This is a genomic window from Ensifer adhaerens (assembly GCF_001270265.1).
Taxonomy (GTDB): domain Bacteria; phylum Pseudomonadota; class Alphaproteobacteria; order Rhizobiales; family Rhizobiaceae; genus Ensifer; species Ensifer adhaerens_B.
The window spans coordinates 260,696-284,118 of the sequence record NZ_LGAP01000002.1 but is presented as its reverse complement, the minus strand read 5'-3'; the positions used below and the strand labels follow the sequence as shown (position 1 = coordinate 284,118).

The 23,423-nt window shown below is 61.1% G+C and carries 19 protein-coding genes; 8 read left to right on the top strand and 11 right to left on the bottom strand.

What is annotated here, in order from left to right; genetic code table 11:
• Positions 1–52: 52 nt before the first annotated feature.
• The 5 genes from AC244_RS06140 (at position 53) to AC244_RS06120 (ending at position 5,450) form a co-directional block, all read left to right on the top strand.
• Positions 53–253, top strand: a complete 201-nt coding sequence (locus AC244_RS06140) for a CsbD family protein (protein ID WP_053247920.1) — start codon at positions 53–55, stop codon at positions 251–253.
• Between the two features lie 143 nt (positions 254–396).
• The gene (locus AC244_RS06135) at positions 397–594 is read left to right on the top strand and encodes a hypothetical protein (protein ID WP_053247919.1); all 198 of its coding nucleotides are present in this window, start codon (positions 397–399) and stop codon (positions 592–594) included.
• Positions 595–636: 42 nt separating this feature from the next.
• Positions 637–1,707: a putative zinc-binding metallopeptidase gene (locus tag AC244_RS06130; protein WP_053247918.1), complete on the top strand. Its 1,071-nt coding sequence runs from the start codon at positions 637–639 to the stop codon at positions 1,705–1,707.
• A 90-nt stretch (positions 1,708–1,797) separates the two neighbouring features.
• The gene (locus tag AC244_RS06125) at positions 1,798–5,091 is read left to right on the top strand and encodes a PAS domain S-box protein (protein ID WP_053247917.1); all 3,294 of its coding nucleotides are present in this window, start codon (positions 1,798–1,800) and stop codon (positions 5,089–5,091) included.
• Complete coding sequence (locus AC244_RS06120) at positions 5,088–5,450, top strand: response regulator (protein WP_053247916.1); 363 nt, start codon at positions 5,088–5,090, stop codon at positions 5,448–5,450. The genes AC244_RS06125 and AC244_RS06120 overlap by 4 nt, the downstream gene beginning before the upstream one ends.
• A gap of 12 nt (positions 5,451–5,462) precedes the next feature.
• On the opposite strand, the gene AC244_RS06115 is transcribed toward AC244_RS06120, so the two are convergent.
• Together AC244_RS06115 and AC244_RS35010 are read right to left on the bottom strand one after the other, a co-directional pair.
• Positions 5,463–6,479, bottom strand: coding sequence for a DNA topoisomerase IB (locus AC244_RS06115; protein ID WP_053247915.1), 1,017 nt, complete (start codon positions 6,477–6,479; stop codon positions 5,463–5,465).
• 29 nt (positions 6,480–6,508) lie between these two features.
• Complete coding sequence (locus AC244_RS35010; RefSeq protein ID WP_082366752.1) at positions 6,509–6,664, bottom strand: DUF3309 family protein; 156 nt, start codon at positions 6,662–6,664, stop codon at positions 6,509–6,511.
• Between the two features lie 240 nt (positions 6,665–6,904).
• On the opposite strand from AC244_RS35010, the gene AC244_RS06110 reads away from it, so the two are divergent.
• Genes AC244_RS06110 through AC244_RS06100 form a run of 3 tightly spaced genes read left to right on the top strand, consistent with a single transcriptional unit; the run spans position 6,905 to position 10,700 of the window.
• Positions 6,905–7,729 (top strand): N-formylglutamate amidohydrolase, encoded by an 825-nt coding sequence (locus AC244_RS06110; RefSeq protein ID WP_053247914.1) that lies wholly within the window; start codon positions 6,905–6,907, stop codon positions 7,727–7,729.
• Positions 7,726–9,645 carry a flavohemoglobin expression-modulating QEGLA motif protein gene (locus AC244_RS06105; RefSeq protein ID WP_082366751.1) on the top strand — a complete coding sequence of 640 codons (1,920 nt, stop codon included), beginning with the start codon at positions 7,726–7,728 and terminating at the stop codon, positions 9,643–9,645. The genes AC244_RS06110 and AC244_RS06105 overlap by 4 nt, the downstream gene beginning before the upstream one ends.
• A gap of 8 nt (positions 9,646–9,653) precedes the next feature.
• Complete coding sequence (locus AC244_RS06100) at positions 9,654–10,700, top strand: glutathione synthase (RefSeq protein WP_053247913.1); 1,047 nt, start codon at positions 9,654–9,656, stop codon at positions 10,698–10,700.
• Between the two features lie 60 nt (positions 10,701–10,760).
• Here AC244_RS06100 and AC244_RS06095 read toward each other — a convergent pair whose 3' ends face one another.
• The 9 genes from AC244_RS06095 to AC244_RS06055 form a co-directional block, all read right to left on the bottom strand.
• Positions 10,761–12,077 (bottom strand): hemolysin family protein, encoded by a 1,317-nt coding sequence (locus tag AC244_RS06095; protein ID WP_053247912.1) that lies wholly within the window; start codon positions 12,075–12,077, stop codon positions 10,761–10,763.
• 161 nt (positions 12,078–12,238) lie between these two features.
• Positions 12,239–12,772 (bottom strand): hypothetical protein, encoded by a 534-nt coding sequence (locus AC244_RS06090; RefSeq protein ID WP_414735882.1) that lies wholly within the window; start codon positions 12,770–12,772, stop codon positions 12,239–12,241.
• Between the two features lie 509 nt (positions 12,773–13,281).
• The gene (locus tag AC244_RS06085) at positions 13,282–13,500 is read right to left on the bottom strand and encodes a hypothetical protein (RefSeq protein WP_053247910.1); all 219 of its coding nucleotides are present in this window, start codon (positions 13,498–13,500) and stop codon (positions 13,282–13,284) included.
• 26 nt (positions 13,501–13,526) lie between these two features.
• Complete coding sequence (locus tag AC244_RS06080) at positions 13,527–15,473, bottom strand: hypothetical protein (protein ID WP_053247909.1); 1,947 nt, start codon at positions 15,471–15,473, stop codon at positions 13,527–13,529.
• Positions 15,474–15,627: 154 nt separating this feature from the next.
• Positions 15,628–16,710 carry a hypothetical protein gene (locus AC244_RS06075; protein ID WP_053248385.1) on the bottom strand — a complete coding sequence of 361 codons (1,083 nt, stop codon included), beginning with the start codon at positions 16,708–16,710 and terminating at the stop codon, positions 15,628–15,630.
• 31 nt (positions 16,711–16,741) lie between these two features.
• Positions 16,742–17,914, bottom strand: a complete 1,173-nt coding sequence (locus AC244_RS06070) for a polysaccharide pyruvyl transferase family protein (RefSeq protein WP_053247908.1) — start codon at positions 17,912–17,914, stop codon at positions 16,742–16,744.
• Between the two features lie 42 nt (positions 17,915–17,956).
• The gene (locus tag AC244_RS06065; RefSeq protein WP_053247907.1) at positions 17,957–19,135 is read right to left on the bottom strand and encodes a polysaccharide pyruvyl transferase family protein; all 1,179 of its coding nucleotides are present in this window, start codon (positions 19,133–19,135) and stop codon (positions 17,957–17,959) included.
• Positions 19,136–19,171: 36 nt separating this feature from the next.
• A complete protein-coding gene (locus AC244_RS06060; RefSeq protein WP_053247906.1) occupies positions 19,172–21,847 on the bottom strand; it encodes a glycosyltransferase in 2,676 nt (891 codons plus the stop codon).
• Positions 21,837–23,318 (bottom strand): DUF6212 domain-containing protein, encoded by a 1,482-nt coding sequence (locus AC244_RS06055; RefSeq protein ID WP_053248384.1) that lies wholly within the window; start codon positions 23,316–23,318, stop codon positions 21,837–21,839. The genes AC244_RS06060 and AC244_RS06055 overlap by 11 nt, the downstream gene beginning before the upstream one ends.
• Positions 23,319–23,423: the final 105 nt, after the last annotated feature.

The following is a 23,423-nucleotide window of genomic DNA, read 5'->3' as shown; positions in this document are numbered from 1 at the left end:
GGCACGAGGCGTTTGCCTATCAGTGCAACCACAACGTCAGGAGTACTCGCAGATGGATTGGAATCGTGTTGAAGGCAATTGGAAGCAGTTCAAGGGCAAGGTCAAGGAACAGTGGGGTAAGCTGACCGACGATGACCTCGACCAGATTGCCGGCAAGCGGGATCAGCTCGAGGGCAAGATTCAGGAGCGCTACGGCATCGAAAAGGACCGTGTTCGCCGTGATATCGACGATTGGTATGGCCGCCAGCACTAACGATCAATGATCTTGGAAACCCCGCTCCTGCGGGGTTTCTTTTGTCCGACGCACGACAGAAAGGGAACTTTGTCCAGCCCAGCGAGTTGTTGGCAGGGCCACGAAAGTGGCCGTTTATGAACCCGAGGGAAGAATCGACACCGATGGCAAGATCCGCGCAAAAGAGCAGGCCGACAGCTCAAAGAGACGTCGTCTACGGCTGGAGCAACATCTACGACCTGACCGAATTCATCCGCGCCTATGATCTTCCGCCGCTGGAAGCCCGGCCATTGTTTCAGCAATATGGTCTGTCGCGACAGACACTTGACGCCGCCATGAAAGCACGCAAAAGTTGCGATTGACGCCACGTTTCGAAGATCGAGAAGTTCCTGCAAGGAGATAAAATGCGGCTCTTCCAGTGCGGCGCCTGTGGCCAGACGATTCACTTTGAAAACCGCAGCTGCGTGCGTTGCGGGGCCACCTTGGGATTCGATCCGGGCGATCTATCGATGCGCGCCCTGGTGCCGCTCGACAACGGGCTCTGGCAGATCCACGGCGACGGAACGCGGACCTTTCGTTTCTGCGACAACGCCGCCATCGATGTCTGCCATTGGCTGGTGCCGGCCAATCAGCCCGATCGATACTGCGCCGCCTGCCGCCACAACACCATCGTGCCGACGACCGACGGCGTCGGCCTTGAACGCTGGCGCAGAATAGGCCTGGCGCAGCGCCACCTGTTCTACTCGCTGCTGCGTTGGCGATTGCCGCACCCCACGCGCGAGCAGGATCCGGAGGGCGGGTTGGCGTTCGAATTCCTCGCCGACGCCGTCGACGCCTACGGCAACACCATTCCCGCCCGAACGGGCCACGAGAATGGTTTGATCAGCCTGCGCGCCTCCGAGGCGGAAGACGTCTTACGCGAAAGCGTGCGGGTTTCCATGAACGAACCCTACCGCTCCTTGCTCGGGCATTTTCGCCATGAGATCGGTCACTTCTATTGGCAGAAACTCGTTGCTGACGAGGCAACAAGGACCGAGGCGCGCGCGCTGTTCGGCGATGAAACGCAGGACTATGCGGCGGCACTGGAGCGCCACTACCAACAGGGCCCTCCCGACGACTGGCAGGAGCGGTTCATCAGCCCCTATGCGAGTGCCCACCCGTCAGAAGATTTCGCCGAGTGTTGGGCCCATCTCTTCCACATCGTCGACGCGCTGGAGACCGGGCGCGCCTTCGGCATGAATCTCGACCCGGTCGGGCATGGTGCGCTCGAAGCCGAGATCGCCTTCGATCCCTACCGGGCAGCGAGCGCAGAAGTCATTGTCGCGGCGTGGGTGCCGCTCAGCGTCGCTCTCAACGCCATCCAGCGGTCGATGGGCCAGCCCGACAGCTATCCCTTCGTCCTATCGCAGCCGGTTGTCAAAAAGCTCGACTTCGTCAATCGGCTGATCCTCGGTGCAGCGACCTCAAGCCGTTGAGAACGGCTGGGTCTAGGGTCAAGACGCAAGCGGAACAAAATCGCATTGTGCCGCGTTGCCCTGCGTTAGCAAGCGCTTGCGGAGGGAATTATGAGCCGCGCAGAAGCATTGGCGGCAGCGCTGGCGGGCGCAGCGGGGTCGCAGACGATTGAATCCAGAGCGATTCTCGACAGCCTTCCCATCGCGATCTACACCACGGATGCAGCTGGGGTCGTCACCTATTTCAATCGCGCCGCGGCAGAATTGGCGGGGCGCGAACCGCGGCTCAATGCCGACCGCTGGTGCGTCTGTTGGCGCCTGCATCGCCCCGACGGCACCGGGCTGCCGGCCGATCAGTGCCCGATGGCCGAGGCGCTTCGCAGCAAGCGCGCCGTTCGTGGCGAGGAACTGATCGTCGCGCGCCCGGATGGAGCGATGGTGCCGGTGCTTCCCTACCCGACGCCGATCTTCGATGCAGAAGGCGAGATGATCGGCGCCGTCAACGTCCTCATCGACATCGGCAAACGCAAGGCGGCGGAACAGGAACTGCGCGCCAAGACCAACCGTATTCAGGCGCTCGATCGCATCTCCAGGCTTCTGTCCAGCGACCTCAATGTCGAGCATATCGTGCAGACTGTGACCGACAGCGCCACCGAACTCACTGGTGCGAAATTCGGGGCGTTTTTCTACACCGTCGTCGATGAGACCGGAGAGCATTTCCAGCTCTTCACCCTGTCTGGAGCTCCGCGGGAAGCCTTCGAGAAACTCGGCCTGCCCCGCAACACGGCCGTATTCGCGCCGACCTTCAAGGGTGAACGGGTCGTGCGCAGCGACGATATCCGCAAGGACCCGCGTTACGGGCTGAGCGAGCCGCATTTCGGCATGCCGCAAGGGCATTTGCCCGTTGTCAGCTACCTTGCTGTTCCGGTGATCGCCCGCTCCGGGGCAGTGCTCGGCGGACTGTTCTTCGGTCATGACGCACCGGGTGTCTTTACCCGCGATTCCGAGGACGTCGTCGTTGCCATCGCCGCCCAGGCGGCAATCGCCATCGACAATGCCCGACTGCTCGCCGACAGCCAAAGACAAACCGAGAGCCGCCGGATCGCCGAGCTTTCGGCCCGCCACCTCGCATCGATCGTCTCATCCTCCGACGATGCGATCGTCAGCAAGGATTTGAACGGCATCGTCACCAGTTGGAACAGGGGCGCCGAGGCGCTGTTCGGCTATAGCGTGCAGGAGATGGTGGGAACGCCGATCATGCGCCTCATTCCGAAAGGCCATGAGGACGAAGAGGTGCAGATCCTCGACCGCATTCGCAGAGGCGAACGTGTCGATCACTATGAGACCAGACGACAACGCAAGGACGGCACCCTCGTCGACATCTCACTCACGATATCGCCGATCCTTGATGACGATGGGCGCATCGTCGGCGCTTCGAAGATTGCCCGCGATATCAGCGAGCGCAAGGCTTCCGAACTGGCGCTCGCCGAGCGCTTGCGGGAGCAGGCCTCGCTCTATCAATTCACTGAGCGGGTGCATCGCGCACGTTCGATCGCCGCCGTCTATGAGGCGGCGCTTGATGCCATTCAGTCGGCGCTGCGCTGCAGCCGGGCATCCATTCTGCTCATCGACGAAACCGGTACCATGCGCTTTGTCGCGTCCCGCGGGCTTTCGGAAAGCTACCGCCACGCTGTCGATGGTCACACGCCGTGGGGCGCGGAGGCACAGGATCCCAACCCGATCCTTATCGAAGATGTCGACTTGGCCGACATCTCGGACGACCTGCGCAAGGCCGTTGAAACCGAAGGAATCGGAGCGCTCGGTTTCATCCCGCTGGTTTCGGCCGGCCGGCTGATCGGCAAATTCATGACCTATTATGACACGCCGCACCACTTCGCCGGTTCCGAAATCGATCTCGCGCTGACCATTGCACGCCAGCTGAGCTTCAGCGTGCAGCGCATCCGGTCAGAAGAGGCAAGACGGCGAGCCGAAGATCTGCTGCGGCACAACGAGGCAAAGGAGCGCGCCAGGGCGACGGAGGTGCTTGCGCTCATGGAAGCGGTGCCTGCCCCGATTTGGATTGCCAGGACCCCGGATTGCCGGGTCATCAGCGGCAATAGAAGTTCGTTCGAACTGCTGCGGTTGCCGCCCGACAGCAATCCTTCGCTCTCGGCACCGGCAAGCGAAAGGCCCGTGCACTTCAAGGTCTATTCGCAGGACAGTTTGCTGTCGCCGGACGAAATGCCCGTCCAACGCGCTGCGCGCGGTGAAGAGGTCCGAAACTTCGAACAGGAGATCCGCTTTGACGACGGCACGTCCCGGCATCTCCTGGGCAATGCCACGCCGCTGTTTGATGCTTTGGGGATTCCGCAAGGCGCCGTCGCCGCATTCGTCGACATCACCGAGCGCAAGGAGAACGAACAGGCAATGCGCGACGGCGAGCGGCGGCTGCAGATGGCGCTCGAAGCCGGCCGGATGGGGGCGTGGGAATGGAACTTCGACACCGGCAAGGTGATTTGGTCGCCGGGCCTGGAAGCCCTTCACGGACTGGAACCGGGTACCTTCGGCGGCACACTGGATGACTTCAAGGCCGACATCCATCCGGATGACCTCGCCATGGTCGAGCTAGAAATCCGGACCGCGATCGACACGCGGGAGGACTACCACACATCCTATCGCATCTGCCGCCCCGACGGTTCCATTCGCTGGCTGGAAGCGTTCGGGCGTTTTCTGCCGAGAGCAGGTTCGTCGTCGCAGCGTCTGGCCGGTGTTTGCATGGACATTACCGAACGAAAGGATGCCGAGTCCCAGCGCAATCTGCTGGTCGCCGAACTCAGCCACCGCGTCAAGAACACGCTGGCGACGGTCACCTCAATTGCCCGCCAGTCCTTCGCTATGACCCCCGACCGCAAGGAGGCCGAGCAATCGTTCCATGCCCGTATCCGGGCACTGGCGCAGACGCATACCCGGCTTGCGGAGGCGACCTGGGCCGGGGTTTCCTTGGAAACGATCCTTTGCGACGAGCTGGCACCCTACAAGAACGAGAATGCCGGCAATGTCTCCTTCGGCGGTCCAGCGATCATGCTGTCGCCAAGGCACGCGCTTGCCCTTGGCATGGCCGCCCACGAGCTTGCAACCAACGCGGCGAAACATGGCGCGCTTTCGGTGGAGAGCGGGCATGTGGACGTCAGCTGGAGCCTGGACCCCGTCAACAAGGCGCTTCATATCGATTGGTGCGAAACGGGGGGACCCGCCGTAGCGTCGCCTTCGAGAAACGGGTTTGGCCGGCTGCTGCTCGAACGCGTCGTTGGCGCGGACCTCGGCGGCGAAGTCGAACTGGATTTTGCCAAGAGCGGCTTGAGGTACACGATCAAAATGCCCTACTCCGCAGGTGCTGAACGATGAATGGCGGACAACGCAGCGTCTTTGTTGTCGAAGACGAGTATCTGCTGGCGATCCAGATCCAGGATGATCTGTTGGCCGCCGGCTTCGCGGTCATCGGTCCATTCACCAGCCTGCGCAGTTCGATCGCGGCGGCAAAACGGGAGACCCCTCAGGCGGCGACACTCGATGTCAATCTCAACGGCGAGTTCGTCTACCCCGTAGCGGACGAGTTCCTCGCCCGAGGCGTTCCGGTACTGTTGCTAACCGGTTACGCCGCGTCCGACCTTCCCGAGCAGTATCGCAGTCTTCCCCGCCTCGCCAAGCCGTTCAACAGTCAAGACCTCATCCGCACCGTCGAGGCCCTGCTGACCGGCAAGTGACGATGGTGCGGCTCAGGTCGCGCGCTTCTTCGCGCGCGCGGCGTATCGGAGGAACCGCAGCAGACGATCCTCCTCGGCGCGCAACAGGCTGCGTTGCCTCGGCCGCGCCTCGAGCCGCCGCAGGTTGATCTTGGCATCCTTGTCGGCCACGGCGAGGATATCAGGGTGAACGTAGCTCTTGCGGCAGACGGCCGGGGTGTTGTGCAGCACGTCGGCGGCAGCTTCGCACATTCGCTTGACCGAGGGACGCCGACCCTCGGTAAGCGTCAGGCGGGCTTCGGCAAAGGCCGCGACGCTGCCCGCCCAGGTGCGAAACGTCTTGGCCGAGATCGGTGCGCCGGAGATGTCGGCGAGGTAGCGATTGAGCCGGCCGGAATCGATCGGATGCAATTCGCCGTTGGCATCCTTGCTGACGAAAAGCTGGCGTCCGGGCAGGTCGGCAATGTCCTCCAGCAGCCGCTGCAGCCGCGGACTGCGCAGTCGGCGAACCACACGCTTGCCGCCCTTTCCCATGAAGCGAAGCTCGATGCCCTCGTCGCGCAACTTGAGATGCCGTTTTAATAGCGTCGTTGCGCCATAGGTGCCGTTTTCCTCGACATAGGTGGCGCTGCCGACGCGGAGGCACGCCTGATCGAGCAGGGCCGCAAGCGCCGCCAGCACCGTGCGGGCATCGTCAAGCGGCCCATCCATGTGCCGGCGAAGGGTACGGCGAATTTTCGGCAGAGCCTTGGCGAAGTCGATCAACTGATCGAACTTAGCGTGGTTGCGCATTTCCTGCCACGCATCGTGGTAGCGGTACTGCTTTCGCCCGCGCGCATCGTAGCCCGTGGCCTGCAGATGGCCATTCTGTTTCGGGCAGATCCAGACGCGCTCATAGGCAGGCGGCAGGCCGAGTGCCGTGATGCGCGCCCTTTCGCCCGGATCCTTGAGGACGGAACCGTCCGGAAGGCGATAGCTGAAGCGCTTTCCCTTGCGGTAGCGCCTTATGCCCGGATCGGCATCAGTGACGTAAATGAGGTCGGGATCCATCGACGCAGATGACACGCGTTATGTCCAAGTCAAATCCGCCCCATTAGCACGAGGATCAGGAGAACGACGACCAGAACGCCAAGTATGCCCGAAGGGCCATAGCCCCAGTTGGTCGAATGCGGCCAACGCGGAAACGCACCGATCAGCAGCAGGATCAAAACGATAAGCAGAACAGTACCAAGCATGGCTCAATTCCCTAATACGTTGTTACGTGTTGGGAAAATGCAGCGGAGCCGCATTGGTTCCGCCGCCCGTCCAGCAGCAAACTCGCGGCTAGCTGCGACGGCCGTGGCGTCAACGCCTATGGCTCCCGTTCCCCGCTTCAGCTCGCGACGCGAATTCAGCTGCACTTGGAACCGAACCGGTCGCTCGCGAATTGTAACCAGACCGCAAGGGCATCGACGAGGGAGGAACAGGACCCGGATATGCTTGATCAAACAGGTGAGAAGCGACAGCACGTCGATGAAGACGGTTGGTGGACGGTGCATCGTGGCGATATCCCCATTGTCGGCACGGCGATACATGACGGGCATGGCCTGCGCGCCGATCTCCGCTCGCTCGTGGCGTTGTCCGACGACCAGCGCCTGCGGGAAGAAGACCCCTACACGGCCTATATCATTCAGGACCTGGCAAATCGGATAATCGTGCATCGTTCGCGCTTCGAGGTCGATCTCAACCGTGCCCGCGACGGTGCGGTCTACGTCGATCCATCGCAAGCCTGGGGGCTTTCCGTCTGGCGAGATGCGCTTCCCCGCGGGCTTCACGAGCGCTCGCTCGTCCTGCATGACGAATATTATCGCATGCTGCGGTCGATGCTGCTGTCGATCGAGCGGCGGCATGGCGGGTTCATCGTCCTGGACGTACACAGCTACAACCACCGCCGCGACGGACCGGACGCCACCCCTTCCGACCCCGCCGGGGCGCCCGAAATCAACATCGGCACCCATTCGATGGACCGCAGCCGCTGGGCGGATGTGCTTGAGACGTTGCTCAACGCCCTTCGACGCTTCGAATTTCGGGGCAGGCGATTCGACGTTCGCGAGAACGTCGCGTTTCAGGGTCGCGGCGAACAGACACGTTTCATTCATGAGCACTTTCCGCAAACGGGTTGTGCGATCGCCATCGAGTTCAAGAAATTCTTCATGGACGAATGGACCGGCGAGCCGGATTTCGAGGTGCTTGAGGCGTTGCGCGCGCTGACGGCGTCAACCGTACCCGGTCTCGTCAAGGCACTGGATGCACGCCAATGAAGAGTGCTGCCACCCAAAGAAACCGCGACCTTACCGATCATCCGGAAGGCGACCGCCAGGGACCCGATGACCGGAGGCTCGGCGAGATCATCGCCTGCCTTCAGGCCGGCAAGGCGGTGCGGCGCGACTTTGCCAGGGGCGGGCGCCTGCACATCGATCGACCGCTGCCTTTTCTCTGCGTGCATATTGCTGAGGCGAAGCACGCCGCCGTCGCACGCGAAATCACCCAGTCCAATGCGTCCTACCTCATCGCACCGGACTCCACGGCGGCGACAGCTATTGTCGAGGCGGTCGGCGGCGTGCTTCGCCAGCGGCTCGGCGCCTTCTTCGTGCTCGAATACGGCGAACTCGAACACGACGATCCACCTACCAAAGATGCACCCTATCTGCCGCCTTTCACCATTGAGGTCACCGCCGGCGAAGACCCGGTGGCGCAGGCCGCCGCGAAAGCCTTCGTCGGCTCCGTCAGCACGATCGAAGGAAAGTTTCGCACCGCCCATATGGACCTGCTCGCGCCGCAGTCGGCAAAAGAAACCGGCGGCAAGCCGTTGACAACATTCCCTCACATCCGCGTGCGATTTGCGCCGATCTATCGCGAGCCGGGAACCCGGAGGATCTATCCGGAGCTGCGGGAACGCCTGATTGCCAACATCTTCGATGCCGGTCTCAAGGCGCTGGCGGCAGCGACGCAAAGCGCGACAGACACGAGCGTTTCGACGCACCGGGCCTTCGGGAGAAAGACCTTCGTCGAGACGGTGACACGCACCGACCGCGCCATCGACGAGATTGCCTCGAGCTTCGATTTCCTCTTGGCGGTAACACCGATCAATGCCGATGCCGCCTTAGCGGAATTTGCTTCGAGCCGGTACGAAGTCAGCCCGCGGCTGCTCTATCGGCCGCTGACGCTTGAAGTCGAGGCCGCGAAGAAGAAGCTTTTTTCCATCAGCTTCGAGCACCTCGAAGATCCGCTCCTCTACGCGCTCTATCGCCAGAAGCAACAGGAACTCGACCTGCAGCTTTCCATGATCTCGGCCCGCGAAGGCCGCACGTTCGTCGAACTCGGTCGGGCACTCTACGGTCCGGTCGAGGCCAAACTTTTGGATGTCGCGACGGACATCCTGATGCGAACGCAAAAGCGGGTCGGCGAGCCCAGGCAGAAGCCAGTGGTTGACGACGTGGATTGCGCCTATGTTCGCAACCGGGCGCAAACGATGGTTTCGGCCTACAAGCGGCAATATGCCGATTTCACCGCCTCGGTGGAGCTGCGCGACGACATTCCCGCCGGAATGCTGGTGTCGAGAAGCCAGCTTCTGATTGCGCGCAGCACAACGATGAGCCGGCACCGTGTCGAGGCCCTGCTCAATCACGAAATCGGCGTGCATCTGCTGACCTACTTCAACGGCTCGGCGCAGGGACTGCGGCTCTTCCGCTCTGGTCTGGCGGGCTATGAGGGCATGCAGGAGGGGCTCGCCGTGTTTGCCGAGTATTTGAGCGGCGGCATGACGCTGGCGCGTCTGCGTCTCATCGCGGCCCGTGTGGTTGCCTGCGCGGCGATGCTGAACGGTGCGCTTTTCCCGGAGACATATCGGCTGCTCGTCGATCAGCATCGATTTCAACCGAACGACGCCTTCAATATCGTTCTGCGGATCTATCGCGGCGGCGGACTGGCAAAGGACGCCATCTATCTGCGCGGTCTTCTTCAACTGCTTGCCCACCTGGCCGCCGGCGGCAGCCTCGAACCCTTCTGGATGGGCAAGATCGCCGCCTCGCATTTTACCGCCATGCAAGAGTTGAGCTTGCGCGGCTTGCTGGGTGCGCCGGCGGTGCGCCCTATCTTTCTGGATGACGCCCATGCACGCGCCCGGCTGGACCGGGCACGTGGGGGAATTGCCCCGCTCGACATGGTCGCAGAGTAGGAGACCTGATGCGCATAGCCTTCTTCGTCAACGCCATCGAGACCGAGACAGCGTCCTATACGACGACGTCGCTGGCGCTCGCCGCACTCTCCCGAGGGCACGAGATCTGCTATGCCACCCCAGGGGATTTCATCCTGCGGCCCGACGACACGCTGATGATCCGGGCGCGCAGCCTCAACGGCACGAAGCCGAAGAAGCCGGAGACCTTCATTTCAGCCCTGAAGGCCGACGACGCGAAAATGAGCGTGGTCGACATCAGCGAGATCGACGTGCTGTTCTTGCGCAACGACCCCTCCGAAGATGCGGAGGGCCGGCCCTGGGCCACCAATGTCGGCGCGAACTTCGGTCGCGTCGCCTCGGAGCGCGGCGCGATCGTCGTCAACGATCCGTCCGGCCTTTCGCTTGCGCAGAACAAGCTCTATTTTCAGGACTTCCCCCAGGCCGTGCGCCCGACGACGCTGATCTCGAAAAACATCGAAGAGATCCGCGCCTTCATCGACGACCATCGTGACGGCGTTATCCTGAAACCGCTGCAGGGCTCGGGCGGCAAGAACGTCTTCAAGATAAAATCCAGTGACGAAGCCAACCTCAACCAGATCTTCGAAGCCGTCAGCGAAGTCGGATATCTGATCGCCCAAAGTTATCTGCCCGAAGCCACTGCCGGCGACATCCGGCTTTTCCTGATGAACGGCCGCCCGCTGGTTCGCAACGACGTCTATGCCGCCTTCCGGCGTGTTCCTGCCAAGGGCGAGGTGCGGTCCAACATCCACGCGAGCGGCACCGCCCAGGCGGCCACCATTACCCCGGCCATACTGGCGATTGCCGAAAAGCTGAGGCCCAAACTCATCGACGACGGCATGTTCCTGGTGGGCCTGGATATCGTCGGCGACAAGATCCTGGAGATCAATGTCTTCACGCCCGGCGGCCTGCAATCCATTCGGGCCCTGCATGCGATCGATTTCGCCGAAGAGATCGTAATCGCGCTTGAAAACAAGCTCGCCATTCGCGAAGCCTATGGCGGAGCCCTGTCGAACCGGGCGCTGGCGACCCTCTGACATCCCCTTCATCGCTTGGCCCACCGGACCAGGCGAATTCCGAAGCAGCGGAGCCGGGCATTACTCCTTGCGCGACGCCAGCAGCTTGTCGATGCGCATGCCGTCCATGTCGATGATTTCGAAGCGCCAGTCCTGGAAATCGAAGGTTTCGCCAACGTGCGGAAGATGGCCGAGGATCTGCAGCGCGAAGCCGGCAATGGTGTGGAAGTCGCCCTCCGGCCGGTCATAAATGCCGAGCCGCTCGAAGGCGTCGTGCGCCGACATCAGTCCTTCGATCAGCAACGAGCCGTCCGAACGGGTGACGATATCCGGATCGCTCGCTTCCGTGTCCGGCAGGTCGCCGGCAATCGCTTCCAGGAGGTCGGTCTGGGTGATGATGCCTTCGAGGCTGCCATATTCGTCGACGATGATCGCGAGGCGAACGGGTGCGGTCTTGAACGTTTCGAGGACGCGGAAGACGCGTGCCGATTCGTGCAGCACAAGCGGTTCGCGCATCGCCTTCATCGGATCGAGCGTCTGGCCGTCGAGCAGCTGATCGAGCAGGTCCTTCTTCAGCACCATGCCCAAGGGATAGTCGATACCGCCCCGGCCGATCAGCAGCTGCTCGTGATGGCAATCCCGGATGGTGCGCAGGATTTCCTCGCGCGTATCGTCGGCATCGATCCAATCGATTTCCATGCGCGGCGTCATGAAATCGGAAATCCGGCGATCGCCGATGTTGAAGATCCGCTCGACCAGCTCCTGCTGTGCAACATCGAGAAGTCCGGCCTCCTGGCTTTCAGCGACAAGCAGCTTCAGCTCGGTCGGCGAATGCAGCGATGCTTCGCCGGTGCCCGGCCGCAGGCCGACCAGCCGAAGCACCAGATTGCCGAGACCGTTGAGAGCCAGAATCGCCGGGCGCAACAGAAACAGAAAAAATCCGAGCGGGCGCACAACAGCAAGAGCCGTAACCTCGCTGCGCTGGAGCGCCAGGCTCTTCGGCGCCAGTTCTCCCAGCACGATATGAAGCGCGGTGATGATGATGAAGGAAATAGCGACCGCAATTGCATGCGAGCCGAACGACGCCCACGCCATCGGCAGTCCGCTCAACAGCGGCTCTATCAGATGCGCCAGGGCCGGCTCGCCCACCCAGCCGAGGGCCAGCGACGATATGGTGATGCCGAGCTGAGTGGCGGCCAGATTGGCATCGAGATTATCGACGGCATGCTGGAGCGCGCTCGCATTCATTCGTCCCCGCGCCACCAGCTCGGTCACCCGACTGCGGCGGACGGAAACCAAGGAGAATTCGGCCGCAACAAAAAAGCCGTTGGCGGCGACAAGCAGAAACACGGCCAGTATCCCGAGATAATCGAACATACTGCCATCCGAGCCGGACATGATCTCCCTTCGGGCGCGTCGCGCCTCGTGCTGTTGATATTGCGATCAGCCTAACATGCTCTTGTCGCACGCGGCAGACGGGGCGCAGGCGATCTTCGCAGCTCCCCCAGCATCCCAGAATGCGCCCCGACGGCCCTGCCAGCCGGCCGTATCGCCTGGTGCTAGTTACCACCTTCGAGATTCTTGAGCGCTTCCAGATCCGCATGCGAAACGAACTCGCATGCGAGCAATGTCTTGCCCGGAATGGCTTCGCTTTCACGCGCAACGATCGACACGACGCCCATTTCCGCCGTCGGCTGTTCGGCGTCCGGCAATACGCGCGCATAGCCCTTGGTGGACGTGCCGAGAATGCTGCTTTTTTCCCGCTCCAGCCGGTAGCGGGCCGCGAGTTCGTCCGCACGCGCGCCTTCGATCAGGACGCCGACGGAGCTACCGGCAAAGACAACCTCATTGGTCTTAAAGCCATCGCGCTCGATGTCGGAGGGCAGCTTGTAGACATAGGCCGTCAGCAACGACGTGTCGGGTTTCGTAAGCTTCTCGGCAGCGTCATAGAGCTCGGTTGCCGATTGCATCGTGTAGGGCGGGTTGCAGAGGGCGCCATCATAAAAGGCCGCTACGTCATCGGATGCAAGGGCCGCAGCTGGGCTTGAAACGGCCAGGACGGCAAGGGCACGCAGAAAAACTCTTGAAAACAAAATCATTACTCCAATTGGCCGTTACCAGGGCCGTTCCCCGTCCGGCTGATCGCCGATCGGCAGTTGCAGGCATGATCCAATACAGGCAAGGATTCAAAGTCCTGTCACCCAAGATCACAACATTCCCGAACTTTGCAGGCTTCGATCCCACGGGTCCTCGCAAATCTTGTTCGCACTGCAGCTGGCGGCTGTTGACAGCCGACGCGTCCCGCCCGCGCCGAGAGCATTACCGAGCCCGAAATCAGCGCAGCGGAACGCTGGACGTCCTGAACTCAGCCGTTGGTCAACGACCGGACTTGCTCCGGCGCAACCATTGTCCCACCGACCGCAAAAGTGGCTGAAGACAGCAAGTTCATAATGCATCAGAGGGATCGTGCACCGATTTCACGATAGAATAGCCTTCCGCCGTGAACGCATCGGCAATACTCGCGGTCAATGCCTCGCGCCATCGCCCACTGTGGCCTTCCGCACCGTCATGAGATGCGGTGAACGCATCCGCCTGAACCGGTTTAGCCGTCGAACCGGCCGTTCGAGATGTCCTCCGCCGACTTCACGGAAATCGCGACGCTGACACCTTTCATGACCGAGCCTCCCGCCTTCTGGAGATCAACGACGGCCTGCAAGGCGCCTTTGACCGGTACCGTCATCGGTGCAACCGTCCCTGCCTCCAGGTCGACAATGTAAAGGCCCTCCTCGCCGACGAGGCCTAAGATAGCGACTTTTGCCATGCTTGCTTCCCTTCTGTGTTCTATTCTCAGAAGCCTGCCTTCTTGAGACCTTCACGATAGATGTCTTTGTGCCATTTTTCCTTAATCGGCACGATGGACAACCAATTATCCACGTCAAACTCAGGATGGGTTTGGCGGACTCTCGTAACAAACACATGCGCCTTGTCGCGATGGCCGAGCATGGCCCAGCTCGCGGCCGCCAGCCGGTCGGCCAAGCTGGCATCTGCCATTCTGTCGATGTAGCCCAGAGCCGCCTCGAAACGCCCGAGGCCGTAGCAGGCGCCCGCCGCCGTCCACAGGTACGAATCCGGGCTTATGGGGTTGAGTTCAATGGCGCGCTCGATCGTCTGACACGCCGTATCCAGACGCGAACAATGGGCCAGGGCGTCGGCATGGTCGGCGATGACATCGGCATAATGCGGACTAAGCGTCTCCGCCAATTGCAGGGTTTCGACGCTCTCGTCGAGAGCGCCCTGCAGCAGCTTTGCCACGCCAAGCTCGCGGTAACCATCCGCCATATCGCTGCTCGTCTCAATTGCCTGCAAGGCATAGGTTTCCGCCGACCTCAGCAAATCTGCCTCGCCTCGCGCTGTGAGCAGCCACTCTTCCGAATAGGTTCGTGCAAGCGAACTCAAAGCCGGCGCGAAATTGGCGCTTTCCTGCAAAACCGCCTTCATCTCCTTTCGGGCCCGATGCAAATTGGGCAGCGTCAAGCGGTCGAAGAACTGCCGTCCCAGGAGATAGCGGTGATAGGCGGTCGGATTCCGATCGAAATTGGATCGCGTGATCCGGTGCCGCTCGATCTCGCTTGCCACGGAGAAGGCCAGGCGCCCGGATATGTCACGTCTGTTCTGCGCGAAACGCGCGCCATCGAGGCTGAGCCGCTCGGCCCAAACGATCTCGCTGGTCGGGAGAAACACGAGTTGCGAGAACAAGGAAAGTTCCTCATCCACGCCGCTCAACCGCGTCTCGAGCACATAGGTCAGGCCATGGTGCTCAAGCATCGCCAGTTGGTCTTCGGTCTTGCGGCTTATCTGCAACGCCGAATAGGGTGCGAGCACCTGAACGCTGCTCAGGACGCAGAAACCAATGGTGATGTCCTCCAGAAGCGAGGTCACGATCATCGCGGCGGCGGGTTCGCGGCTGTAGTTATTGGGTGGCAGCAATGCCAGGCGCGGCAGGCAAGCTGTTGGAGGTTCAACCAGTCCGGCCGGATTGATCGCCTCCACGGTTGCTGCGCGGGCGGCGATCTTGACTGGCGGCGATTGACGCTTCTCCTTCATCCAGGATGCGAGCATCTCGTTGCGCCGTTCAAACGTGCGTCGAAGATGATCGACCTCTCCCTGCACATCGTAGGCCTGCAGCAGGAATTTTCGCGCGATCTGGTCGTTTGAGTCCGTCAGGAAAACGTGAAGCGCAGCCTGTTGAACGACGGCGCGTTGCTCGGCTGTCTTGGCCAGAGACGCCATTGTGCGCAGGGCGTGCTCAAGCGCGGCCGACTGCCGCTCTCGTTGCTGCGCTACCCAGCGACCAAACAGGGGATTCCGAAGGTCGGTTTCGCCCAGAAACACCAATCTGAGCCGGTCGACAAGCGTTTTGAGTTCATCGAACGAGCCCTGAGGTTCGGCCGTCGCCAACAGCGAAACATCACATTTGAGCAAGGATGGCCTGATCTCGACCTCGCGGCTCGAAAATGCAAGAAAATGCGCATCGAGTTCCGTTTGACGGCTCCTGATCCGCAAGACCAACCTGCGAAGATTGGTAAATGCCGTGGAAGGCGCTCCTCTACCCCAAAGCAGTTCGGCGACTTCCGTTCTGGTCGCGGTCCGCCGCCCGGTCGAGATGAGGTAAGCAAGGATCACCAGTGCCTTTGCGGAAAAAGGGATGGCCTGCCCTCGCTCATCGAGCAACTCCAGACCACCAAATGTCCGCAGGGAGAATGCAGTGGACTGTGGTTCGCCGCCTGAATCCAATCGCCCGACCCCTATCAGATTCCAACACGATCCTAAGTTGAAGTATTCAGAAGGCCATGGCGAAGTCAACTTACAGTACCAAAAAGGGCGTTGAGACTATTACGAAACGCGCGGAAGGTTGTTCCGATCAGCACCACCCGTCTAGGGTCAGGACCTAATTCGGGGCGATCGCCTTCGCCCCGGCAGAACTGAGATGAGCGCACCGCCAGACGCCATAGGCGGAGTGCGTGTCCCAATCGTAGTAGAAAGCGGCCGCCAACCGCCCCGACGACATCAGCTGGCGAAAGACCGACCGTATCGCCGCAACCGCATTGGCACGCTTTCGGTCGTCAAGCGGGCAGGAACGGGCGGAGTTTGCCACACCCCATTCGGTGATCCAGCAGGGCTTGCCACTGTCCCCCGCCCCGCAGAAACGCAGGAGTTCACTGATATATCCGGTAAGCTTCGGCCCCACCTTACGTCCCGGATAGACATGAATGCCATAGGCATCGATATGGTCGTCGAGCCCAAGCAGTTTAAGGAGCGAGATCACCTCCTCCGGGTCAAGCCGCTCCATGCCCCTTTGATCTGCCTCGTCGGCACTCATGTCGGACAAACCGGCGGAGATGACCGCCGCATCGCTACTATGGATCGTCGCCTTCAGCTCCTGCCGGGTAATTCTGGCAATCTCGACATAGGTTGCCAAACCACGCTCGAAGGCCACGCTGGTGCGGATATCGGAGGCGCGACGCGGCGTCGAAGCACCAGGTTTTCGAAAGACGATCAGGTCGCCATTGTAGGCACTGTAGTTGATCTCGTTACCAGGCTCGACCGCCATGAGCTTGACGCCGGCCTCGTCCATCCGTCGAAGCGCTGCCTTGAGGTTTTCGCGGTATCTCGCCGGGTCGAGGTCGGAAAGCCGGCGAATGTCCCAGATGCGCCCGAAGCCGGTGCGGGCGCGCACCTCATCCGCATAATAATCCGGGTTGCTCAGCTGGATCTCCAGCAGGATCTTCAGCCCGAGGCCATGGGCGATTTCGACCGCGTCGATGCTCCGGTCGACCGGGGCCGACAGGGAGAGCCGCACGTGGGTTACGCCGCTTGCGGCGATGTCGCCCAGGATTTTTCTCTGCTCGTCCGGTGTCAACCAAGCCAGGTTGACCCGATTGATTCCAACAATACCGGCCGGCTTTCGGTCCCGTCCGAACGCCGAGCCCGGTTCTAAGGCAAGAAGCGAAAGCAGCGCGCAAAGAAGCACCATGCGCGCCGCAACACTCGACCGTCCGCGCTCAAATGCCGATCTGACCGAGCACATTTCTGAAGTTGGCCTCGCAGGCCTGATAGCGGTCGATGGCCGCCTCTGAGTCGATCTTGGACAGGAAGTTCGAGAGATAGGTCCGCTTGTCCGCCTCGCGGTTCCAGGTCGCCGCCTCGATATAGGGGAAGCCGATGAACTCCAGCATTTCACGCATACGGTCGTCCACCGCAATCATCAATGCGGGCACACCGGCCTGCATGCCGATGATGCAGCCGTGGAACCGGCGGCCGAAGCACATGTCTCTGGTCGTCGTCCAGCCTCGCCATTGGTTGGTGTCGAAGAAAGCGATCAGCTCGTGTTCGCGCTGCCACTTCTCCTTGTGCTTGTACTGCGTTGCCCCGGTAATCCGTCCACTTGCACGATCGTAGACCGGGATCATGTCGTCTCCCGGCAGATCGAGATTGTAGGCGATGACCTCGTCCTGGACGACATAGCTGGCAACGGACTTCGGCCCCAGCAATGCGTGCGCGTCGACGAGCGTGTCGGCCACGCTGCCGAGGTAACCACCGAAGGCGATCCTTTGCGCGTCGGCCAAAGCAGGATTGGCGAGTGCTGTGAGTGACCGGACCATCTCGTTCGGCGCGAAGTAAAGCGAGGGGCAACCCGTCGGCTTGACGAATTTCATCCCCTGCTCTCTCAGGAACTCCGCGGTAAAATAGCCGCGCGTGAGAAAGAAGCTTTCGCGGTTCCTGAGCACGTCCAGGAACTTGAGCGTCCCGGCCGGCAGCAACTCCTTGAGCCCTTCCTTGCGCTGGATGCCGATGCCCATCACCACCACGGGCATTTTCAGCTTGGCGAAAACCTCGGCTTCGAGATCGGCAGAGTATCCGGGCCGCAACAGGTTGGCGGAAGCAAAGACGCAGATATCGAATTCGCGGTTTGCCTGCTCGTAAAGATCGTCCGAGGTGCGATTGTTGACGAGGTGCCAGAAGGGCACATAGGTGACGTCATGCGCCCGAAGGCTTTTGGCGGCACCTTCGCCGATCAGGTAGTTGCCGGTATTGGCAATTCTCCTGACCTGGGAGAGGAAGTCCTTCTTCGCCGTCACCTCGTCGAAGAAGGGTCGGTGGTGCACCGTCAGGCCGGAAACCGAGCCGATCGTGCGCTGCAGATACGAGGGGATCCCTGTCAGTAAGATACGCATAACTGTCCTTTGAACGAGCAGTAGGGAGGATGTCGGGTTCAGCTAGTGACCGATGCCGATTTCTCGCAAAGTCGAACGGAACGTACGCTCGCGATCGGAATATCTGTCGACGAGTTCCGATGCATTGAGCTTTGCCAGGTGCCCGGCAACGAATTCGCTGCGGTTCTCAGCACTGTCGATCTCGTTGATATCGACTGCGGGCAATCCGGTGTAACCGAGCATTTCGCGCATGCGGTCGTCCACCGCGACCATCAGGCTCGGCACGGCCGCCTGCATGGCGATGATCGAGCCGTGAAAACGGCGACCCAGATTGAAATCCATCGACGAAGCCCAGGCTCGCCACTGGTTGGTGTCGAAGAAGGTGCGCACCTGGAAAGCCTTGCCGAGCCTGTCGGCCCCGGGATAGGCGAGGTTGCCCACCATCGTTCCCGACGCGGTGTCGTAGACGCGTCCCTCAGCATTGGGCTCGACGCTCATGTCGAAGTGGAGAAACTCGTCCTGGACCACGTACTGCGGCACGCTGTTGCCCCCGGGCAGGGCCTTCGCATCCAGGACCGTATCCTGGTTGCCGCCGAGGTAACCGGAGAAGATCGTCCGCGCCTTGCCGACGTCGACCTCAGGCAGCTTTCGTAGCGATTTGCGCATATTGTCGGGCATGAAGTAGACGGACGGGCAGCCCGTCGGCCGCACGAACTTGAAACCTTGATCCTTGAGAAAACCTTCGGTTTCGAAGCCGCGCGTTAGGAAAAAGTGCTCACGCTCCTTGAGAATGGCCAGCAGCCGTTTCGTGCCCTCCGGCAGATTGTTCTCCAGGTCCTTGCGGTTCTGCTGCCCGATGCCGAGCATGACGATCGGCATCTTGAGTTGCTCGAGCACATCCGCCTCCGCGTCAGCCGAAAGCCCCTTGCGCAGCAGATTGGCGCAGGTGAAGACGCAGATATCGAAATTCGCGTTGAATTCTTCGAGGCCGACGCCATTCTTGGCGCAATTGTAGAGATGCCAGAACGGCACGTGCTTGGCGTGGGGTGAAAGCGCACGCAGCGCCCCTTCGCCAATGAGGTAGTTGCCGGTGTTGCTGATATTGCGCAGCTCCTGCAGAAACTCCTCTTTCGTCTCCGGCTGTTTCTGGCGCTCCGCATAGGAGACGGACAAACCGTGGGCGCCGTTGACCAGGCGCGTGTAGTGACCGGGAATACCCGTCACAAGAATCCTTGCAGGCATGCAATCGACCTTTCTGCTTAAAAAACCGGCGTGGGCTCAACCGGCCGCCCGAATGCCAGCGTCGACCGCTGGATCCGACGGAAAGACGGCGGTTCTTGCCTGGGACGAATTGTCGACCCAGGTGTCGCACCACGCGAGAAACTGCGAAAACGAGGATGTCCACGAACGGCGGGATGCAGTCTTGATGCAGCCCTCGATCAGCGGAGCAAGTTGGTCCGGGTTGCGGGCAACCGTTTCGATGGCCTCGGCCATTGATCTCACGACTTCGGGATCGGCTGCCGCGTGGATCAGCACACCGTCCTCCCCATCGATGATCAGTTCGTCGACGGCCCCAACCGACGTGGCGATCGGAACGCATCCGAGCTGCTGCGCCTCGGCAATGGCGAGCGGCGCACCCTCCCAGCGCGAGGGCATGACGAGCACATCCGCCCAGGACAGCGCCTTGATGAGTTCCTTACTGGCGAAGGCCGGCGGACGGACGTCGACGCCGAGATCCCTCAATCGCTCTGTCCATGAAACGCTCGAATCGGCAAGGATTTCGCCGCCGACGGCGCGCGCCTCGAATGGCACATTCCTCGCCCTGAGCTCAGACAGCGTCGCGGCCAGTCGGTCGATCCCCTTCTGCCGGTCAAGCCGCCCCAGGTAGAGCACGCGCAGGCGCGCATCGCTGCGTGGCTGCCGCCGGGCGGCAACAACATCGGTCTGAACTTTGGGTGGAACCGAAAAGCCCGCGCTGTTTGCGACCGCAAAGACTTTTGCATGCGGCACGCCGAAGCTGTGCAGATAGGTCTTCAGCTGTTCCGAGCAGGTCAGGAACGCGTCATAGCAATGCTCGTGGGCGATGGCGGCAAAGGGCTGTCCCGCGGGGCGCTTGAACGCGGTGTTGTCGACGACGTGAAGGTAACATGCCGTGCGCGTCCCCTCGGAGCGCAGCCGGGCGATGAGCGGATGGACGGCCATGACATGGTTGTTGATCACCAGATCGAACCCCGAAAGCTGGCCCTTCAACGCCTGCCAATCGACCCCATGCTCTTCGGCGATGAAATCCTGTCCCAAGAACGAGCCCGAGCCTCCCCAGGCAGGAACGCCGGCGTCCCAGAAGTGGATGTGATCAAAGCTGGAATCGAATTCGTCGATGACATCCATCTTGGCGCTGCCGAGGACGAACAGATGCGTCTCGAAACCGGTTCGCTTCAGTTCTCGCGCGACGGCATAAACGACTTTCTCGGCTCCACCGAAAGAGGCGTTCGGTACCAAGAGGGCGACGGTCCGCTTGCCGGAACTATGGCCGAGCGGCAGGATCGGTGAACCGCCGACTTCCCTTCGCAACTCCCTGTATAGCTCTCCATAGGGCACCAGCCGCGACGGACGCCATGTCCACCGCTTGCCCGCCGTATGGCGCAAGGGGCTCGAAGCAATGGCATTGATGCAGTTGATCATCATCTGCTGCGGCGTGATCAGCGATCGGCGCGGCAGGCTTTTGGGGAAGGGAAAGCGCACTTTCAGCAACGTCACCGTCGGCCAGACCTGCTGGTTGCCGATCGATGCGAACCACTCCAGCGCATTGTTCTGGATCACGTCTCTAACCAGCGGCGTCGGAAGGAAAACAAGGTCAGCCGGTCCGACATTCTGCGAACCCGCCGGCAGGGCAATCGCCTCGATCCCGCGCTTCACACCGTCATTCGCAAGCTGCACGAACAACGCATTGGTGTTTTCGCTCAACCGCTCCAGGTGGGCGAGAATGTTTGGAAGCATGCGCGAGCGCAGCAGCAGATCGAAAGCCGAACCGCTGCCCGCCACGAGAAAGGGGGGGAAATGCACATTGTCGGGTTCGCCGACATTCGCCCAGAATGCCGGTATGATGTCATCCAGACGGAGCACGGTCGGCGTCTTGGTCGGATCGGTAAACAGCGAGATCGACGCATTTTCGGTACGGGCGAAGAGATAGCGCGGGGCTTCCTCATGCTCGAAATCGACGAGCATCGGCCGTCGATACAGGGCCTTGTGGCGTTTTCGCAGATAACTTACCGATGTGGCGCGTTCCCGATTGGCTTCCTTGAAGCGGCTTTCGGCGCGCAAGCGATACTCAAAGACCGTGTCGTGGCATGGCACCCCGACGAAGCCGTTCTCAATGCAGGACAACCAGAATTCCCAGTCTTCAAATCCGTTCTGCCTGTCGTCGCTGAAGCGCACGCCGGCGCGGAAAACGTCGATGGAAATCAGGGATCCCGTGTCGCAAATATTGTCCGTGATGCAGTGAGCCAGCCGCGAATACTGATTGCCGTAATGCGCGCGCCAAGACACCGAGAACGTGTCGATGTTGGTATAGACCCAGCCACAAGCACTGCTGTTGAGCCTTTCGTAGAGCGTCTCGATCGTGCGGGGCAGAACGCGATTGTCGGCATCGAGGAAATACACCGCCCGAGCCTCGGGCAGATGCTCGACAATGAAGTCGATGGCGCGGTTGCGGGCACCACCCGGTCCCGCATTGCGGCCGAATATCACGTGAATGAAAGGATGGGCCGCAGCGTAGAGCAACAACTGGTCGAACGTTTCGTGGCACGGGTCTCCATCGACCGATACGACGATCGCAAGCCGGGATGTGCTGAGATCGGATGCCAAAGCGGATTCGATGGCTTCCAGGACAAGTGCCGCATGACCGTAAAGCGGCATCGCGATGGCGATGAGATCGGCCTCCGGATTACCTGGCATTCAGGGCCTCCGTCGATTGCTTTACCAGTCGGAAGCTCGACAACTTGAGCCAGCAAAAATCGACGGTATCACCCACGGCCCGGCTGAGGATGATCAGATCCATTGGAACGCGGATCGCCTCGTCCATCTGCATGCTGATGCTTATGGATTGCTGAGCACCGACCTCCCGCCAGCCGCTGAACAGGGTCGAAGGTTTTGCCGACCCCTTGCGTGCGAGTTCGGCGACTTCCGAGCGGGCGTTCGAACTGGCCGGGCTCAAGAGAAAGCTGACGGCCGCCGGCGCGCCTTTGGGATGATCGATAATGGCGCTCGCCGACAACGAGACCGTACCAGGCTCGATGGCGCGATTGATCGCGCCGGCTGAGATACCGCTCGGCAAAGGGTGACAGACGATCGCATGTTCATGTTCCAGGAACCGGATGGTCTGGAAATCCGGGACGATTGGGGTCACCGAAACGTCGGCGATCTGGCTGAGCTTCTCCAGCCCAAGCCTGTAGTCGACGGTGAATTGCCCTTCCAGCAAGCTGGTGGGGGCAATCATGTTCGCCGTGCTCGCAGGCTTCACCCCCGGCAAGCCCGTAAATACGCGAAACGCGAGCGGGCGCAGATCGAGATCTGGATGCGGGTGTTCCGATCGCGCCGAGTATCGCTCACTGGCGATATGGTGCCCGAGCGAAAGGCCAAGCGCGTCCGAGCCGCTGGCAGATACACGCAGACGAAGGGTTCTGGCAGCCCCGCCACAGGCACGCGGCAGAGAAAAGAAGTTCCAGCCGGAGACCAGGCCGACAAAGGGAACATTCCATTCCGCAACACCTTCGCCACTCTCCAGATAGGTCAGCGTGACGATCAGTTCGCCACTGCCCTTCGGCAGCGAGTGAAGGTGAAGGGCGAACCCGGCGACACCGAGACTGGAGACGGGCAGAAGCTGCTCAATGAACGCGCTGCTCAGCAGCTGCCCCACACCCTCATCCTTGGGATCGGCAAAGGGATCATGGGCAAAAACTTCGGCAACCGGCTCCCAGTTTCGCGCGTGGAAGGCGTCTTCCAAAAGGCGATAGTTTTCAAAGAGCTCTTCGCGCTCACGCCTGAGCATGGCGAGTTCTGACGTGATCGAAGCCGTATATCGGGCAAGCCGCCCCACGCCGTCTTCGGCAAGCGCACGCAGGAGAGCCGAGCTCTCCGCCACATTGGCGGGGTCAAGACGCAAGACCGCCAACTCCGGGATCGTGCGCAAGCCGGACAGCCGCGCCAGCCCCTTCTTCAGGTCCGCCTCACCCTTGTCGGAAAAGGCGACCGCGGCGAGCGGAAACGCATCCTTCAACGTGTCGAAGGAACCACCATCGGCTTCCAGGTAGTCCACCAGATGGGCAACATTGCTGCCCTGCAAGATCGCCCGATCGCGATCCGATGCCAGCAACAGCTTCTTCAAACCGAGCCGGGGCCCCAGGGTGGATTGTCTTACTTCTTGCACGTAACGCCCTCTGAAGAAACGATAACGCATATCGATGGAGTTTCTGAATTGGCATCGCCTATATTAGCGAGGCGCCATTCATCACACAGACTACGTAGCAGTGAA

What these genes read in the sequence shown, in the direction of transcription:
- AC244_RS06120 (WP_053247916.1), top strand. Translation starts at nt 5,088, where the DNA reads ATGAATGGCGGACAACGCAGCGTCTTTGTTGTCGAAGACGAGTATCTG.
- AC244_RS06100 (WP_053247913.1), top strand. Translation starts at nt 9,654, where the DNA reads ATGCGCATAGCCTTCTTCGTCAACGCCATCGAGACCGAGACAGCGTCC.
- AC244_RS06095 (WP_053247912.1), bottom strand. Translation starts at nt 12,077, where the DNA reads ATGTCCGGCTCGGATGGCAGTATGTTCGATTATCTCGGGATACTGGCC.
- AC244_RS06070 (WP_053247908.1), bottom strand. Translation starts at nt 17,914, where the DNA reads ATGCGTATCTTACTGACAGGGATCCCCTCGTATCTGCAGCGCACGATC.
- AC244_RS06105 (WP_082366751.1), top strand. Translation starts at nt 7,726, where the DNA reads ATGAAGAGTGCTGCCACCCAAAGAAACCGCGACCTTACCGATCATCCG.
- AC244_RS06110 (WP_053247914.1), top strand. Translation starts at nt 6,905, where the DNA reads ATGCTTGATCAAACAGGTGAGAAGCGACAGCACGTCGATGAAGACGGT.
- AC244_RS06130 (WP_053247918.1), top strand. Translation starts at nt 637, where the DNA reads ATGCGGCTCTTCCAGTGCGGCGCCTGTGGCCAGACGATTCACTTTGAA.
- AC244_RS06085 (WP_053247910.1), bottom strand. Translation starts at nt 13,500, where the DNA reads ATGGCAAAAGTCGCTATCTTAGGCCTCGTCGGCGAGGAGGGCCTTTAC.
- AC244_RS06060 (WP_053247906.1), bottom strand. Translation starts at nt 21,847, where the DNA reads ATGCCAGGTAATCCGGAGGCCGATCTCATCGCCATCGCGATGCCGCTT.
- AC244_RS06125 (WP_053247917.1), top strand. Translation starts at nt 1,798, where the DNA reads ATGAGCCGCGCAGAAGCATTGGCGGCAGCGCTGGCGGGCGCAGCGGGG.
- AC244_RS35010 (WP_082366752.1), bottom strand. Translation starts at nt 6,664, where the DNA reads ATGCTTGGTACTGTTCTGCTTATCGTTTTGATCCTGCTGCTGATCGGT.
- AC244_RS06135 (WP_053247919.1), top strand. Translation starts at nt 397, where the DNA reads ATGGCAAGATCCGCGCAAAAGAGCAGGCCGACAGCTCAAAGAGACGTC.
- AC244_RS06065 (WP_053247907.1), bottom strand. Translation starts at nt 19,135, where the DNA reads ATGCCTGCAAGGATTCTTGTGACGGGTATTCCCGGTCACTACACGCGC.
- AC244_RS06115 (WP_053247915.1), bottom strand. Translation starts at nt 6,479, where the DNA reads ATGGATCCCGACCTCATTTACGTCACTGATGCCGATCCGGGCATAAGG.
- AC244_RS06140 (WP_053247920.1), top strand. Translation starts at nt 53, where the DNA reads ATGGATTGGAATCGTGTTGAAGGCAATTGGAAGCAGTTCAAGGGCAAG.